Source organism: Lishizhenia sp. (assembly GCF_033720595.1).
In the GTDB taxonomy this organism is placed as follows: Bacteria; Bacteroidota; Bacteroidia; order Flavobacteriales_D; family Crocinitomicaceae; genus Lishizhenia.
This window is the reverse complement of record NZ_JAWWCF010000051.1, coordinates 1-16,944: the sequence shown is the minus strand read 5'-3', so window position 1 is coordinate 16,944 and position 16,944 is coordinate 1. Positions and strand designations below refer to the sequence as shown.

At 37.5% G+C, this 16,944-nt stretch carries 10 protein-coding genes and 1 pseudogene; 8 read left to right on the top strand and 3 right to left on the bottom strand.

The window, feature by feature from the left end; genetic code table 11:
- The 7 genes and pseudogenes from R3333_RS05475 to R3333_RS05445 form a co-directional block, all read left to right on the top strand.
- Positions 1 to 262 (top strand): annotated as a pseudogene (locus R3333_RS05475) (GMP synthase (glutamine-hydrolyzing)); the annotation flags it as partial.
- Between the two features lie 4 nt (positions 263 to 266).
- Complete coding sequence (locus tag R3333_RS05470; RefSeq protein ID WP_318957782.1) at positions 267 to 2,123, top strand: amino acid ABC transporter substrate-binding protein; 1,857 nt, start codon at positions 267 to 269, stop codon at positions 2,121 to 2,123.
- Positions 2,092 to 3,003: an oxygen-dependent coproporphyrinogen oxidase gene (gene hemF / locus R3333_RS05465; protein ID WP_318957781.1), complete on the top strand. Its 912-nt coding sequence runs from the start codon at positions 2,092 to 2,094 to the stop codon at positions 3,001 to 3,003. Before R3333_RS05470 ends, hemF begins: the two co-directional genes overlap by 32 nt.
- A 211-nt stretch (positions 3,004 to 3,214) precedes the next feature.
- Positions 3,215 to 3,682: a hypothetical protein gene (locus R3333_RS05460; RefSeq protein WP_318957780.1), complete on the top strand. Its 468-nt coding sequence runs from the start codon at positions 3,215 to 3,217 to the stop codon at positions 3,680 to 3,682.
- A gap of 13 nt (positions 3,683 to 3,695) precedes the next feature.
- Complete coding sequence (locus R3333_RS05455) at positions 3,696 to 6,773, top strand: gliding motility-associated C-terminal domain-containing protein (protein ID WP_318957779.1); 3,078 nt, start codon at positions 3,696 to 3,698, stop codon at positions 6,771 to 6,773.
- A gap of 339 nt (positions 6,774 to 7,112) precedes the next feature.
- Positions 7,113 to 10,781 (top strand): PKD domain-containing protein, encoded by a 3,669-nt coding sequence (locus tag R3333_RS05450; protein ID WP_318957778.1) that lies wholly within the window; start codon positions 7,113 to 7,115, stop codon positions 10,779 to 10,781.
- Positions 10,782 to 10,868: 87 nt separating this feature from the next.
- Complete coding sequence (locus R3333_RS05445; protein ID WP_318957777.1) at positions 10,869 to 11,435, top strand: hypothetical protein; 567 nt, start codon at positions 10,869 to 10,871, stop codon at positions 11,433 to 11,435.
- Here R3333_RS05445 and R3333_RS05440 read toward each other — a convergent pair.
- Entirely contained in the window at positions 11,432 to 12,505 is a 1,074-nt protein-coding gene (locus tag R3333_RS05440) for a CaiB/BaiF CoA-transferase family protein (protein ID WP_318957776.1), read from the bottom strand. The two genes, R3333_RS05445 and R3333_RS05440, sit on opposite strands and share 4 nt — an antisense overlap.
- A gap of 117 nt (positions 12,506 to 12,622) precedes the next feature.
- On the opposite strand from R3333_RS05440, the gene R3333_RS05435 reads away from it, so the two are divergent.
- The gene (locus tag R3333_RS05435; protein ID WP_318957775.1) at positions 12,623 to 14,731 is read left to right on the top strand and encodes a Tex family protein; all 2,109 of its coding nucleotides are present in this window, start codon (positions 12,623 to 12,625) and stop codon (positions 14,729 to 14,731) included.
- On the opposite strand, the gene R3333_RS05430 is transcribed toward R3333_RS05435, so the two are convergent.
- Positions 14,728 to 15,930 carry a hypothetical protein gene (locus tag R3333_RS05430; protein ID WP_318957774.1) on the bottom strand — a complete coding sequence of 401 codons (1,203 nt, stop codon included), beginning with the start codon at positions 15,928 to 15,930 and terminating at the stop codon, positions 14,728 to 14,730. The two genes, R3333_RS05435 and R3333_RS05430, sit on opposite strands and share 4 nt — an antisense overlap.
- 104 nt (positions 15,931 to 16,034) lie before the next feature.
- Positions 16,035 to 16,944 (bottom strand): thioredoxin family protein (locus R3333_RS05425; RefSeq protein ID WP_318957773.1); only part of this gene is annotated, 910 nt, incomplete at its 5' end.

The window sequence follows — 16,944 nt, the reverse complement described above, 5'->3', positions numbered from 1 at the left end:
ATTGTATGACGATGTTTGGCAAGCAGGTGCTATCTTCCTACCAATTCAATCTGTAGGGGTTATGGGAGACGAAAGAACGTATGAAAATGCGGTTGCTTTAAGAGCTGTAACATCAACGGATGGTATGACGGCAGATTGGTGTCACTTACCTTACGAATTCTTGGCGAAAGTATCGAACAAGATCATTAATCAGGTGAAAGGTATTAATAGAGTTACTTACGACATTAGCTCTAAACCACCAGCAACCATTGAATGGGAATAATTGAATGAAATTAATTGGAATTGTAGTTATGATGTTGTTGGCAACATCGCTTTTTGCACAAAGAGGAGATGCCGACAAAAAGGATAAAATAGAAACAACAATGGTGAACGGGAAGAAATGTCTCGTTCATGTTGTGGAAAGTGGTAACACACTCTATAGTTTACATAGACAATATGAGGTGACTATTGCAGAAATAGTTGCTGTTAATCCTAACGCTGAGGCAGGGCTTCAGGTGGGGCAGGTTGTTTATATCCCTATCGAAAATTCCAATATTCAAACCTATAAAATTCACATCGTAGAGGCGAAGCAGACCCTATATGGGATATCTCGTCTTTACGATGTTTCTGTTGCAGATATTGTAGCATTGAACCCCGGTTCAGATCAAGGACTACAAATTGGGCAGCAATTAAAAATACCAAGCTTAGAGCTTTCTACCCCTACAAATAATCAGGTAGAAAAAGAAGATCCACAACCCGAATTAAATAATCAACCCTTAGTTCCGAATACCTTAGTTGTACAATGGCCGGATAGTGTTGAAACACACACGGTTCAAAAGGGAGAAACTTTGTATAGAATTGCTTTGGCTCACAAAGTAACCATGTTAGATATCGTGAGAGAAAATGATATTGAAAATGGAGAAATCAAAGTTGGTCAAGTACTGGTTATCCCAAGAAAGGAAGAGGCTCCTGTGTTTAAGGAGAATACAATTCCATTTATTTCAGACTCTAATTATGTTGCTCCTAAGTTTGAGCAAAAATCAAAATATAAGGTAGCAGTAATACTACCCTTCCACATTACAAAAAATCCTGAAGTATTATCAGGTATGATTACTCCTGCAACAGAATTGAATAAATTAACGGATCTGTCGGTTGACTTCTATATGGGAGCAAAGATGGCTTTGGACTCATTGGCGAAGTTAGGTCTTACCGCAGAAGTGAAATTCTATGATTCTAAAGCGAGTGCTACAGAGGTCGCAAATATTCTCAAGTCTTATGAGTTTAAGAATACAGATATCATCATAGGACCATTATTTAACCAAACTATTACACCTGTTGCAAATTGGGCAAAACTAAATAACGCAAGGCTGATTGTTCCATTTAATGCTAATACTTCTGTGCTTAAGAGTAATCCTTACGTAAGCTTTGCAATACCTTCTGATTTAACATTGATTAAATCTTTAGCACATTACTATGCCTTAGAACATGGAGATGATAATGTTGTTCTCGTGAAGAGTGGTTTAGCCAAAGATAATGATGCTTATAGAGTGTTTAGAGAGGAATTTAATAGATTAACAACTCCACAATCTTACAGGGCTATCTTAAAGGAAGTGCAACTTAGTGATGCTGGTAAAGAATTGTCAGCAGCAATAATAAACGATACCTTAACCGTGTTTGTAGATTTATCTTCGGACAAAGCACATGCAATGCGTTTCTTAACAACACTTAATAGAGTGAAGAATCAACGTATTCATGAGGATGCCAGAGTAGCGGTTGTTGGTATAAATGATTGGATGAAGTTTGATGATTTAAGTAATTATTATAAGAACAGATTCCAGTTGCACTATGCATCTCCCAATCACTTGGATTATTCAACGCCGTCTATGCAGAAATTTGTGTTAGACTATAGAGAAGCATACAATGCAGACCCATCGAAATATGCTGTTCAAGGATTTGATGTTACGTACGCGTACTTAAGTCAATACCTTTTAATGCGCAACGTAAACGAAGGGTTAATGAATGATATTCGACTAGAGTCAAGAGGAGTAGGGAACGGAACTGAAAACGGAACTTGTTTTATATTGAAACAAGAGAATTTTGAAATCAAGAGAGTTGGAAAAGTCATTAACCAAAGAGTATATTAAAGAACAGTTCAAGCTGTTGCAAGACAGAATTTGTAGCAGGTTAGAAGAACTAGACGGAAAATCAAAATTTCATCAAGACCTCTGGGAAAGAGCAGAGGGAGGAGGAGGGAGAACCCGAATCATTCAAGATGGAAATGTACTCGAAAAAGGTGGTGTCAACTTCTCAGCAGTTCATGGACCTGTAAGTGAGATGATGAAAAAGCAATTGAAACTCGATGGAAAAGAGTTCTTTGCCACGGGCGTCTCTATTGTACTTCACCCCCACAATCCACATGTTCCTATCATGCATATGAATGTACGTTATTTTGAAATGGATAACGGTGTTCATTGGTTTGGTGGTGGAATTGACATGACCCCTCACTATGTTATTCCAGAGCAGGCAGCAATGTTTCACCAAGGGCTAAAAGATATTTGCGATCGCTACAACCCAAACTTTTATCCAGATTATAAAAAATGGGCGGATGAGTACTTTTACATTCCTCACCGTGAAGAAACAAGGGGTGTAGGAGGTATCTTTTATGATCATATAAAAACCAATTCTGAAGAAGAGAAGCAAAGCATGTTAGATTTTGCAATCGATTTAGGAGATGCTTTTGCTGCCTTGTATAAAGAGCAAAATGATTTAGGAAAAGATAAGGAAGTATTGCCCGAACATGAGCAATGGCGAAATATTCGAAGAGGACGCTACGTAGAATTTAATTTGGTACACGACAGAGGAACAGCCTTTGGTTTAAAAACAGGTGGAAGAATTGAATCTATTCTCATGTCATTACCAAAAATTGCAGGTTGGGAGTATGACTTCAAGGTTGAAGAGAACTCACAGGAGGCGAAAACGCTATCTCTGCTCAAGAAAGATTTAGATTGGATCATTAAATCTTGATTTTTTTCTTTGAAAAGAGCAACCGATATAATCTATTATCGTTTTACTAACGAAAGGCAAATAATTCTATCAACCCTGTTAATATTTACACAGGAGTAGTAGGATTTGTGAATCAAATAAGAGGAGACGTATTCTAGTTAGAGAATTGTGTTTTATTCTTTTTTGTTAACTTATTTTTAAGCCTATTTGAAATAATTTTAACTGTATAATAATGAAAGTTTTATTACTATTTGCGGCAGTCTTGTCTTTATCCTTTGCGGGAGTTGATATGAGTGCTGTACAAACAACTGAAGTTCAAACGAGTTTTAATCCAACCAGTGATTGGCAGGTTTTCGGAAACTACGAAGGAATTACAGTAGAGTATAAACAAGAGAAGATTGTTCATTCAGGAAGAAATGCGTTGTTCGTATTTTTTAAAGTAACAAACACGAATACAGAAACAAAGACTTTCAATTTCACACGAGCGTTTTACAGAAACGATGTATGTTGGAACTGTAAAAGGCTAGACCACCAAGAAAATAATTTTAGTTTGACTTTAGCACCGAATGAAAGTGTTGAAGGATCAGCAACAAATAAAGAGAACGCATTAATGTTGTTCGATAGGTTTACAAAATTGGTACCTGGAATGACAGATGATGAGTTAACAAACGTTGTGTTTAGTAATGTTACCGTGCAATAAAACCACTCTTAGAATGAAAAAGATATTCGTATTACTTCTGCTATTAGTTACTGGATCACAATGGGTGAGTGCACAGACTCAGCCTTGTCAGTTATCCGTAGACCCGATATCCCCAATTACAATATTTTGTGGAGATACCTTAGAATTAACAGCTGTAGGGTTAGCTGGTTCGCCAGTTCTTTCTACCGATTTTAACGGAAATCAAATTGGTGCAGGATGGTCTACTTCGGCGACTGTTCAGTTTAACAACCCGTGTGGGCCTTCTTTAGATGGTACTTCTTCAGCTTGGTTTGGAAATGTACCTTTCCCTAGAACATTAGCTACAAACTCTTTTGATTTATCATGTGGAGGTCAAGTTTGTTTTGACTTAGACTTTGCAGGTGATGATGTACCCGGAGGAGATTGTGAAGACCCTGATTTACCAGATGAAGGTGTGTACTTTGTTGCTTCACACGATGGAGGTACAACATGGGATGATACCATTTTTTACTTTCAACCGACAAGTAATATATCAGGACCTTATTACAGTTGGGCAACTTATTGTTTTTCGTTTCCTGCAAATCCAGCAGATACAACAGTTAGTTTTCAATGGTCTCAACCACAAGCGTCATCTACAGTGAATGATCACTGGGGTATAGATAATGTAGAAATTTTACAAGGTAATTGTAATTATCACTACGATTGGTTGCATTTACCGTCGAATCCAGATACTAACGTTGTAAGCGTTGCTCCTCAAACAGATGAAACGTATACCGTTTACTTTACAGATGATGCTGATTCATGTCAAGTGGATGTCAATGTAATTGTAACAGAAATGACTGCTACAGCGACTGCCAGTCCAGACAGTGTTGGTTGTTTTGATTGTACAACTTTAGATATCCAACCTGCTAACTTAGGACCACAAGGAGTTGAAGATGACTTTGACCCTTCAACGAACACTACGATGTGGGATCAAATTACGGGAGGAGCGATAGGTTCAGGTTGTTCTAGTTACTACCAAAACTCATTGTTCTTTAACGGTACCGGAGATAGAGAAGCTGTTACAAATGCCGTGAATACGCAATCATGTACTGTGATTTCTTTCTGTTTGTATATGGGGAATCAATTTAGTACAGGTGGTTGTGGTAATGCCGGAGCGGGTGAAGATGTTCTTCTTCAATACAGTGCAAATGGAGGTCCATGGACAACAATTGCCGTATATGATGAATCTATTTGGGATGTTTCACCAAGTTGGAAATGTTATAATGTAAACTTACCGGCGGGTGCTCAAGGTGCATCTGTTCAGTTTAAATGGACACAACCGCAGCACACTGCATCAGCAGTTGCTGATAACTGGAGTTTGGATCAAATATCTATGACATGTGCCCCACCAGCATACACATATGTATGGGAGCCAGCAGCACAAATGAATGATAATACATTAGCCAACCCTCAGGCATGTATGGGAGATACTTCTCAAAACTTTATTGGTACATTAACTAATACTGCAACTGGATGTTCAGCTACAGATACTACGAGAGTTTACATCACAAACTGTGGATGTGAAATCATGAGTTTCAATGCTGCAATTGATACATGTCAAGGTAATGGAACGTTCAATGTAGAAGGAGATGTTCTTTTCTTGGATAATCCAGCTACAGGTGACTTGGTATTCCAAGCAACAAATGGATCTGGGGTGTATACAGATAATATTTCTGGTCCATTTACGGAAGATTCAACATACACCTACTTAATTACCGGTATACCTTCTGATGGTACACCTTTAGAAGTAATGGTATTCTTTGTGGATGAAGACACATGTGCAGATACATTGTACTTTACTTCTCCGATTGCACCAGTTTACCTAGGAGGTTCTGGTACGGGAACATATTGTGCCGGAGATAGTGTGGCAGATATTGTATTTGATGTTACAGGAACAGGACCATTCGAAGTACATTATACTATCGATGGTACACCTACAGTAGCAACATCTAACACTACAGATTTCAATTTAGGAAATGCAGAGGGACTTTATATCATCGATACTTTGTTTGATGCTACGTGTTATTATGTTGTCAACGATACGTTTGAAATTGTTGTAAATCCGTTGCCAAACGTTTACGCAGGTACAGATCAGCTAATTTGTGAAAATGATAATGTAACGCTAGCAGGTCAAGGAGCCCAAACTTACCTTTGGGATAACAATGTACAAGATGCCGTGGCTTTTGCTCCTCCTGTAGGAGTGGTAACTTACACAGTAGAGGGTACGGATGCTAATGGTTGTGTTAATACAGACTCAGTAGTGGTTACTGTTGAAGCATTACCAGACGTTTCATTTACTTCTGATGTTTCAGATGGATGTATGCCATTAACAGTTACTTTCTCTAATACAACCCAAGGAAATATTGGGACGTGTGAGTGGTTTATTAATGGTGAAGTAATTACAAACACGGGTGAAGATGTAGTATATACTTTTGATAATTCAGGTTCTTATGACATAGAGTTAACCGTGACAAGTACAAATGGATGTACGAGTACGCTTTTAGAACCAGGTTTCATCACTGTATACCCATTGCCTGATGCTGCGTTTGACGCTTCTACTTTCTTAATTGATAATATAGAAAGTACGGTAGAATTCTACAATGAATCTACAGGAGCAACGAATTACTATTGGAGTTTTGGTGATGGTACAGATTCTATTACTGATGAAAACCCAATTTATGAGTTTGATGGAATTACTAGTGCTAGTTTCAATGTTGAACTAACGGCTGTATCTCAATATGGATGTATCGATAAAATTATTCATCCAGTTATTTTATCAGGACAAACAATTTATTATATACCAAATACATTTACACCGAACGGAGATCCATTTAACAACATTTTCCAACCGGTATTTACGAGTGGTTTCGATCCGTACGATTTCCAAATGGTAATTTATAACAGATGGGGAGAACAGATATTTATCTCCAATGATGCCAAAGGTTATTGGGATGGTACATATAATGGTAAAATTGTTGAAGATGGTATTTATACTTGGAGAATAGAATACAAGTCTCTGGGTAATGATGAAAGAACCGTTATTACAGGAAATGTTACTGTGATTAGATAAAGAAAACTTGATTAATGAATAGGGAAGGACAATTGTGTTCTTCCCTTTTTTTGTTTCAGTGATAGTGTTATATTTACAATCGTTTAAATTTATTTAGGTTAAATATTAAACAGTTGCGTTCAGTATTATCGTATTGTTGTCAGCATCTTAGTTATTCCAATTTATTATTGTGTTATTCATGGTTAAATTGGCAACTATCAGGATATATTGTCGTTTCAAAATTGAACCAAGTGTAAGTGAACTTGTTAAGAATTTAAAGGAGGCCCATAATACAGTTGTTGTACAATTTGTTGGGGTATTTAAACCGAAAGCAAGTTTATCGAGAAAACTATAAACAGAATGAAAAAACTAGTATCAATCATTTTTATGTTTACCAGCATCGTTGTTTTTGGACAACAGTCCTCAACGGTTATGAATGCTGCTGCAAACAACACCACTGTAAGTACATGTGATGAATTTATTATTGATTCAGGTGGTCAAGGAGGATCAGGTTACGGAAATAATGAGAATGTAACAGTTACCTTTTGTCCTTCGACTCTAAATGATACGATTTATTTACAATTTAATTTATTCGATTTAGATTTAACTCCAGACGCTACTGGTGCTGTAGATTCAATGATAATTTATGATGGAAATAGTACAGCTGCACCGGTAATTGGATCTTATACAGGAAATAGTGTTTCTTCGAATACAGTATTCCAAGCAAGTGCAACCAATACTTCAGGTTGTATTACCATACAATTTATTTCAAACGCAGTTGGACCTGCTGGTATGTATACAGCTGCAGTAACCTGTACGGCACCTTGTGCTGATCCTTATGCTGCGGGTATAATTTCAAATGGGGATACTGCAGATAGTATTGCTGCATGTGTGGGCGAAGTAATCAATTTTGCCGATAATGGTTCTATTGCACAGGCAGGTTTTTCATTGGTTGATTATGAATGGGATTTCATGGATGGAACAAATGCCAACGGACAAAATGTTGGTCATGCTTATGATAGTCCAGGAGAATACCGTGTACAACTTTATGTAACCGATGATAATGGATGTACGAATCCTAACCTGATAGATTTAAAAGTTTATGTGGCTACAGAACCTACGTTTACAGGTTTCCCTGCCGATACAACTTTGTGTTTAGGAGAACAAATAAGTTTGGTGGCTACGCCTCAATCTTATCCCGTACAATGGTCTGGATTCCCAGGTTCAAACTCTGTAACAGATGGTTGTTTATACGATAATATGACAGGACAGGCCCAAACCATTGATTTAATTCAGACTGGTTTTGCTGCTGGAGCTACCTTGTCTACTATTTCTGATTTACAAAGTATATGTTTAGACATAGAGCACTCGTTTATGGGTGACCTTGTAATTTCTATCGAATGTCCTAATGGTCAGTCAGTAATCATGCACCAACAAGGTGGAGGGGGTACAAACTTGGGTATTCCAGTACAGGCTACTAATATTGATTGTAATGATCCAGCAACACAAGGAACACCGTGGACCTACTGTTTTACACCAACGGCTACTACAACTTGGATTGCAGCTCCAACCGTAGGAGGAGCATTGCCAGCTGGTAATTATGCTTCTGTAAATCCTTTGTCAGGATTAATCGGTTGTCCTTTAAATGGTACATGGTCCATAAATGTGGTGGATAACTGGGGAATTGATGATGGTATGATTACTACATTTGCTGTGAATTTTGATCCAAGTTTATATCCTCCAGTGACGACATTTGAACCTGGGATAGGAAATAATTCAGATTCATCTTACTGGGATCCTGCTTCGGCAATGATTGGTTCAATTACACCAGATGGAAATACATTAACAACGAATATTACGCAAGCAGGAGCTTATACGTATGACTACTATGTGGTAGATGATTTTGGATGTACGAATGATTCGTCTGTAGTTGTAACAGTGGAGGATAACCCTCAAGCTGATGCAGGTATGGATACAACAATTTGTTTATCGGCAAATAACCAAGTTCAACTTGAAGGTGGTATAGCAGGTGTTTCTACTTGTGACTATGTCTTAAGGTTAGATGATACATGGGGAGATGGATGGCAAGGAAATTCAATCAATGTCAACATTAACGGTACGATAACAAACTATACGTTAACGAATGCGCAAAATGGAGGTGACTGGGTTGAGTATACTTTATCTATACCCCATGGTGCAACATACAGTTTATCGTTCATAGGTACAGGAGGAAATACGAATGAGTGTGAGATCATACTTTATGATCCTACGGGTGGAGTTGTGGTTCAATATGGACAAAATGGTCAAACTCCAACTTCTCAAACATTTACATTCGTAGGAGATTGTTTAGGAGATCTAGATTTTGAATGGACACCTTCTGCAATATTGAATGATGCAACGATTAGTGATCCGATTGCAACGGTTTCGCAACAGGTAACTATGTATTTAAACATGTATCCTACAGGTCACCCGCTTTGTAATACAACTGATTCGATGGTGATTTCTATAGAAACTACAGCGAATCCTGGAAATGATACCAGCATCTTATTCTGTTCTTACGATGCACCAGAAGATTTATTTACTTACTTGGGGCCAAATGCAGAACAAACAAATGAGCAATGGTTGGATACAGCATTGAATGTTATTCAAATGCCATTTGATCCGGCAACTATGCCTTCAGGAACTTATGCGCACGTTGTGGGTACTTCTTGTACTGACACTGCATTCATTGATGTAACGGTTGTAGATTTTGATATTCAAATTACCCCAACAGATATTACCTGTAACTCGGCCAACGATGGACAAGTTACGATTACAGATCCTAATGGAGTTACGTATACAATTAATGGACCTGGTGGTGCTCAGTTTAACCAAACGGGCCAATTTACAAACTTAGCACCTGGAACTTATAATGTTACGGTTGAGAGTTTAAATGGATGTACAAAAGATACGATGTTTGCTCTGGTAGAACCAGCTCCTTTGCAGTTAACTGCATGGCCAAACGATACTATTATTTGTGATGGATTTACTTTGCCTGTAAGTGCTCAAGGTACTGGAGGTAGTTCTCAGTTAGTATATACTTGGTATGCAAATGGAACTCAGGATCAAGTAGGGCAAAATGTTTCTTTAACACCAACCACTTCTCCAACGCAATACTGTGTGGAATTGAGTGAGACGTGTGGTTCGCCAACAGTTACTGAGTGTTTCACAATTGAATTCCCAGAAGATATCGTTGCAGATATTCAACCGGATGTGAACAGTGGATGTTATCCTGTTCCAGTTACCTTCTCCAACAACACACCATCTTCTGATGTTGCTTCGGTAACTTATGATTTTGGTGATGGAAACATTGTTACTGAAGATAACTTGTTAGATGTAAGTAATGTGTTTGAAAACCCTGGGGTATACACCGTTACGGTTACTACAACCTCTATTTATGGTTGTACATACACAGAGGTGTTTACAGATATGATAGAAGTATTCGATTATCCTTTGGCTAATATCTCTGTATCTCCTTCTGAAGCTTCTATGTTCGATCCTAACTTTAGCTTCACAGCGAATGGTTCGGTAGATGCTACAAACTTATGGTGGACGTTTACAGGAGCTTTAGATGGTTCTTCTACACAATGGGATCCACAAGTAAGTTACCCTGATTTAGAAATAGGAGAGTACCAAGTAATGTTGGTAGTTGAAAATGATTTTGGATGTCAGGATACAGCTTACACGACGGTTAGTGTAGTTAGTGATGTTGTGATATATGCGCCCAACGCCTTTACTCCGGATGGTGATGAATACAACCAAACGTTTAAGGTTCAAATTATGGGTATAGATCCTTATGATTTCACGTTAGAAATATACAACCGTTGGGGAGAGTTGATTTTCGTATCACATGATCCAGACAAAGGATGGGATCGTACCTACCAAGGTAAAGTTGTAAAAGATGGAGCTTATGCATGGACAATTCGAACGAAAGATAGAATTGACGATAATAAGTATACTTGGACCGGGACAATCTCTGTCATTAAATAATTAAAATAACAACAATGAAAAAGGCATCTTCGGATGCCTTTTTTTGTTTTATGTCTGGTGTCTGTTATTTTTGCAAAAAAGATTCGTATGAAGTGGATAGGCAAAAGAACCAGTGTAGTAGATCAAAAGGATTCCCTTTCTTTTGTTATTTATCCAGAACCTATAGGATGGAAAAAGCACTTAATTGGATTTTGGTTTATCCTGTGGTTAGCCATTGGTGCATATGTTACTTCTGAATTGTTTAGAGGATACGAAGAAAACCAACAAATTGTGCTGTTCATCTTTATGGCTTTTTGGTTGTATTTTGCTGTACGTGTTGGCAAGACTACCTTGTATCAATACTTCGGTAAGGAGCTTATAAAAATTAATGATCACGAATTAATCTTAAAGAAAGCTACAGGATCATACGGTAAATCCAATCGTTTGTTTTTAGAGAATATCAGCAAAATGCGCGAGGTAGAATTGAAAGACAATAGCTTTCAAAACATTTTTGAGAATTCACCTTGGGTAGCAGGTACGCCGCGTATTGAATTTGAACACTTGGGTAAAACCTATAGTTTTGGGAGAAAGCTTAATCCTAGCGATAGACGTTTAATCTATAACTACATTACAAAGCGAATTACTAAGAATGTGAAACAGGCGAAAAAGGCTTAGGATTCTTTCGTTTTAAAGGAGATGCTGGAAACACGACGTGTCAATTTTCCTTCTATCTCTTCTTCTCTTATCATTTCTTGGGCCAGTGGGTTTTCAAATACTTCTTTTAGGTTACGAATAATGCCTGCAGGTATGTTTTGTGATAAACAGTAATCCATAACATCTGCTGAATCTACGCACGAAACCTTTTCAGCAAGGATGGTTGCTAATTCCTTACGATGGGCAATACGGTTTACATTGTTTGAGAATTTTTCATCCAAAGGAAGTTTTTCTAGACCTAGAAAGGCACAAAGCTTTTGAAATTGATTATCGTTACCTATGGCAAAAGTCAAATCTTTCTGATCTTTGGTTGTGAAGATTTCACCGTATGGTGCTATGTTAGGATGTAAAGAACCTATGCGTTGCGGTATGTGATCATTCATTAAATAATTAGAAGCCTGATTCATCAATGAAGCAACAGCAGTTTCATATAAACTAACCGTTACAACACTTCCTTTTTGAGTAATAGTTCTGTTTAATAATGCATTTAATAATCCTTCTTTCAATTGATGTCCAGCCAATACATCTATGAGGGCAACGGGCATTTTTATAGGGCCACTGTTTGGTTTTCCATTCATAGACATAAAACCACTTTCGGCTTGAAGAATTAAGTCGTAAGCCACCCTGTCACTTTCACTTCCATAGCCATTGATTTTTCCAATAATCAACTTTGGGTTTAAGCTTTGTAAAACATCATCTGTGATTCCAAATTTTTCTTGATCACCTTTTTTGAAATTCATTAAAAGTAAATCGGCCTCTTTTATTAAGGCTTTAAGATTATTTACATCGTCTGATGATTTAAGGTTTAAGGCCTGGTATTTCTTTTTGTAATTGATAGCAGAAAAATAAGCGGAGACATTACTTTCTTTATCCTCATTGGCCAGTTTCCAAGATCTTGTGACATCCTTATGAATTGGGTGTTCTATTTTTATAACGTCAGCTCCCATTTCAGCAAAAAACATCCCAACAGATGGTCCGGCTAAAACACTTGATAGATCTATAACTTTGAGTTGTTCGATAAAATTTTTCATGGCTTATTTTTCTGGGAGTAAAATTAAAAATTATTAAGGGGGAGAGGGGATATCCGTATACCATTTTGCCGCTACTTTCATCACTTATCTTATTTTTATCCGCACAATTCGGAGTATATGTTGAAAGTTGATTTTATTGTAGAGAAACTGGGGTTGAATAACAAGCAAATCGAACAAACCTTGCAGTTGTTTGAAGAGGGGGCTACAGTTCCTTTTATTGCGCGTTACCGAAAGGAAATGACCCAAGGTTTAGACGAGGTTCAAATCACTGGTATTCGTGATGAATCAACAAAGTATGATGAAATTACAGCAAGACAGTCAACCATACTCAAACGAATTAAAGAATTGGGTAAGCTCAATGAGGAATTAAAGCTCAAAGTTGAAAGTACTTTTGATTTAGGTAGTCTGGAGGATATATACCTTCCTTTTAAACAAAAGCGTGTTACCCTTGCAGAAAAGGCGAGGAAGAATGGACTGGAGCCTTTGGCGAAAATTATCATGAGTCAGAATGCCAATAATCCAGAAGGTATTGCACAGAAATACGTAAAAGGTGAAATAGATAGCATTGATGCTGCCTTAACAGGGGCGAAGCAAATCATTGCTGAGTGGATAAATGAAAACATCGGGTTGAGAAATACCTTGCGTAAAATGTACGCCTCAAAGGGTGTTTTGGTGAGTAAAGTGGTGAAAACTAAAATGGAAGAAGCCGCGAAGTATAAAGATTATTTCACTTTTGAAGAAAGTTTAAAGCGTTGTGCTTCTCACAGGTTTATGGCGATTACACGTGGACAGAACGAAGGTTTTTTACGCGTGAAATTACAGATTGATAAAGAAGACGTGCAACATTTGCTACGTCGATTTTTTGTAAAGGGAAATAATGCCTCAAGTGACTTGGTTTTAGAGGCCGCAGAGGATGCTTATTCACGTTTGTTAGCACCGAGTATAGAGAATGAATTTCTTGCGCGTAAGAAGGAAGAAGCAGACGAAGGAGCAATAAAGGTCTTTACAAAAAATTTAAGACAACTTTTATTGGCACCTCCCTTAGGAGAAAAAAGAATATTGGCCATTGATCCTGGTTTCAGAACAGGTTGTAAAGTTGTTTGTTTGGACGAGAATGGAAAGTTGTTGACCAATACCACTATTTACCCTCATCCACCGCAAAAAGATCAGGCTAAAGCGAAGAGTAAAATCGCCCAGTTGGTGCAAGCTTATAAAATTGAAGCTATAGCTATAGGTGATGGAACGGCAGGGAGAGAAACAGAACACTTAGTAAAACGCATACATTTTGATAGAGATGTTCAAGTTTTCTCTGTAAATGAAGACGGTGCTTCTATCTATTCAGCGAGTCCAATTGCCAGAAAAGAGTTTCCAGAATATGATGTAACCGTAAGAGGGGCTGTTTCGATAGGAAGACGCTTAATGGATCCATTGTCTGAATTGGTAAAGATAGATCCTAAATCTTTAGGGGTAGGACAATATCAACACGACGTTAATCAAAACAAACTTAAGCTGGCCCTAGATGACGTGGTTGTTTCTTGTGTAAACAGTGTTGGGATTGACTTAAATACAGCATCTCCATACCTTTTGCAGCATGTTTCAGGTTTGGGGCTTGGATTAGCTGAGAATATCGTTGCTTATAGAAATCAAGAAGGTAGATTTGAAAATAGGAAGGATCTTCTTAAAGTGAAAAGGTTAGGGGCGAAGGCCTATGAACAAGCTGCTGGCTTTTTGCGCATTCGAGAGGGTGAAAATCCATTGGATAATACAGCTTTGCATCCAGAACAGTATGCGTTAGTGGAAGAGATTGCAAAGCGCAAGAAAATGAAAGTAGCCGATGTTCTCGGTGATAAAGAAATGCTATCGAAATTGAACCATGAGGATTTTAATTACGTGGGAGCGTATACCTTTAACGATGTGATTCAGGAACTCCAAAAACCAGGTCGAGATCCAAGAAATAAAGTGAAAGTCTTGGAGTTTGACCAAAGCATAAATTCAATAGCAGATTTAAGTGTAGGAAGAAAGCTGAGAGGAATAGTGACCAATGTAACCAACTTTGGAGCTTTTGTGAATATTGGAATCAAAGAAAACGGACTTATTCATAAATCACAATTGGCGGATACATTTGTGGAAGATCCGAGTGATTATATTCGACTTAATGAGCATGTGAATGTGGAAGTGGTGAGTTTGGATGTTGAACGTAAAAGAATTGGTCTCAAGCGTCTTTAAATTTGTACAAGGGGTTGTCTTTTTAAAGGAATATTGATTTTTAATCCTAGCTCAAGATAGCGTGTAGTTCTCGGGAGTTGATTGAATACTCCATTCACCCCATAATTCATGTAAATATTGAGATAGCCAACTTGTTTGTTGTATCCTATATAAAGTCTTTGAAATGCTGACCATTCTTCATTTATTTTACCCGCAAAATATTCGGTTCCGAGATATAATTGAGTATAGGTCAGGGGTTGTATCTTTTTTAAGGTGAAGTAGTCATAGTAACTTGCGTTATAGGAGTATCTTAAGTGATTATAATTTCTTTTGTTGACAAGGTAAAATTGATATTGTAGGCGAGGGGTTATCAGATGGCTTGATGAGTACTGAAGTGAAAGGTTTAGAGATTGTCTGTTGAAACGTTTATGGTAGCCGAGAGAAACAAACTGACTTTGGATATGAGGAATGAAACCCATGTCCATTTTTAATCCAGAGAAATAGTTTCCTACGGACCTATCTGGATTTACGTTAAAGGTAGGAGGCGACGGTTTTGGTTCGTATGGGCAGTGAATTTGTTCTTTGTATACAATTGGACCTACTTTCGTACCTAGGTTGTTTCTAGTAACTGGAATTAGCGCATAATAATACCCTTTTTCTCGCCACCGAGGTTCTTTCCATTTTACCTTTTCTAATTTTAAACTATCCTCAAAATAGAGCTCGGGATGTGGTATAAACTGCTTATTTATTTTAATAAGCAAATAATTCGGTTTCAGTAGCGGATGTTTATAGAAGGCATTGTTGAAAATAATAGGATCTCTTTTAACGGTTTTAGGAACAGGTTCGTCCAGATAAAGAATTTTTTCTTCATCGGCACAAAGGTCACATTGCTTCTTTTTTTCTTTGTAATAAAGTGTATAGTTATCGTAATCTTTTGCTAAAATCAGTGTATAATATTTCCCAATAATACTATCTCTGCGCAAGGCTCTTTTCCAATATACTCTGCGGTGACTTAAGCTTGAGTCAGCATTCACCCGCGCATAATACAGTCTGTGTTTTTTTTTCAAAACGCTATGTCTAAGATGTCCGAGGTAATACAGTTTAACGTAGCTCTTGTTTCTATAAATTACTCTTTGTTCTATGCAATTGTTTACGAAATCATAGGCTGGTTCTATACATGTTTTTACACGTTGTATAACAATTGAAGGTCCTTGTCCCATGCTATGGGAAAACAAAAGGAGTGTAAGTAGTATAGTGGTGTAAATTTTAAGCATAAAAAAATCCCGTTATCTAAATAACGGGATTTTTTGTTTTCGTAACAATATTATTTATTCATCTTGTAATTAGAGATTGCCAATTTCAAGAAGTTTTTAAAGTTTTCTACGTCAGTATCGTATGCAACCGGACTTGCTAACAAGTCACCGCTTTGGTCTAAAGTTACATATAGAGGTTGAGCGTTATTATCAAAGTTACAAATCTGGAAGTCTAAGTTTTGATCTCCAATCGTCTTTTTCATTTTACCATCAACCTTAGATTCATACCATTGATCTTCTGGTAAAACAGTTTTATCATCACAGTAAAGTGCTACTACAACGAACTCTTCTTTCAATAATTTCAACACTTCTGGATCACTCCAAACTTTGGCTTCCATTTCTCTACAGTTTACACAACCGTGACCTGTAAAGTCAATGAAAACAGGTTTGTCTTGTGCCTTCGCACATGCTTTGGCTTGATCTAAATCAAAGTAACCTGCAATACCATGCGGAAGGTGTAAGAAGTCGCTGTACAACACATCTCCTTCACACTGATATTCGTCTGTACCGTTAACGGCTCCCATTAAATCAAAGTCATGCGTAGACATTGGTGGTAAATATCCTGATAAAGCTTTTAATGGGTGGCCAATTAATCCAGGAGTTAAGTACACTACAAATGAGAATACAGCTATACCCATGAATAATCTTGGAACCTTAACATATGGCATGTCAGAATCATGCGAGAACTTGATTTTTCCAATTAAGTAGAAGCCCATTAAAGTAAATACAACAATCCAAAGAGCGATGTATACTTCTCTGTCTAAGATTCCCCAGTGGTAAGTTTGGTCGGCAACGCTTAAGAACTTTAATCCTAACGCAATTTCAACAAAACCTAAAACTACTTTTACTGAGTTTAACCACCCACCTGATTGTGGTAATTTACTTAACCAGTTCGGGAAAATAGCAAACAAAGTGAAGGGT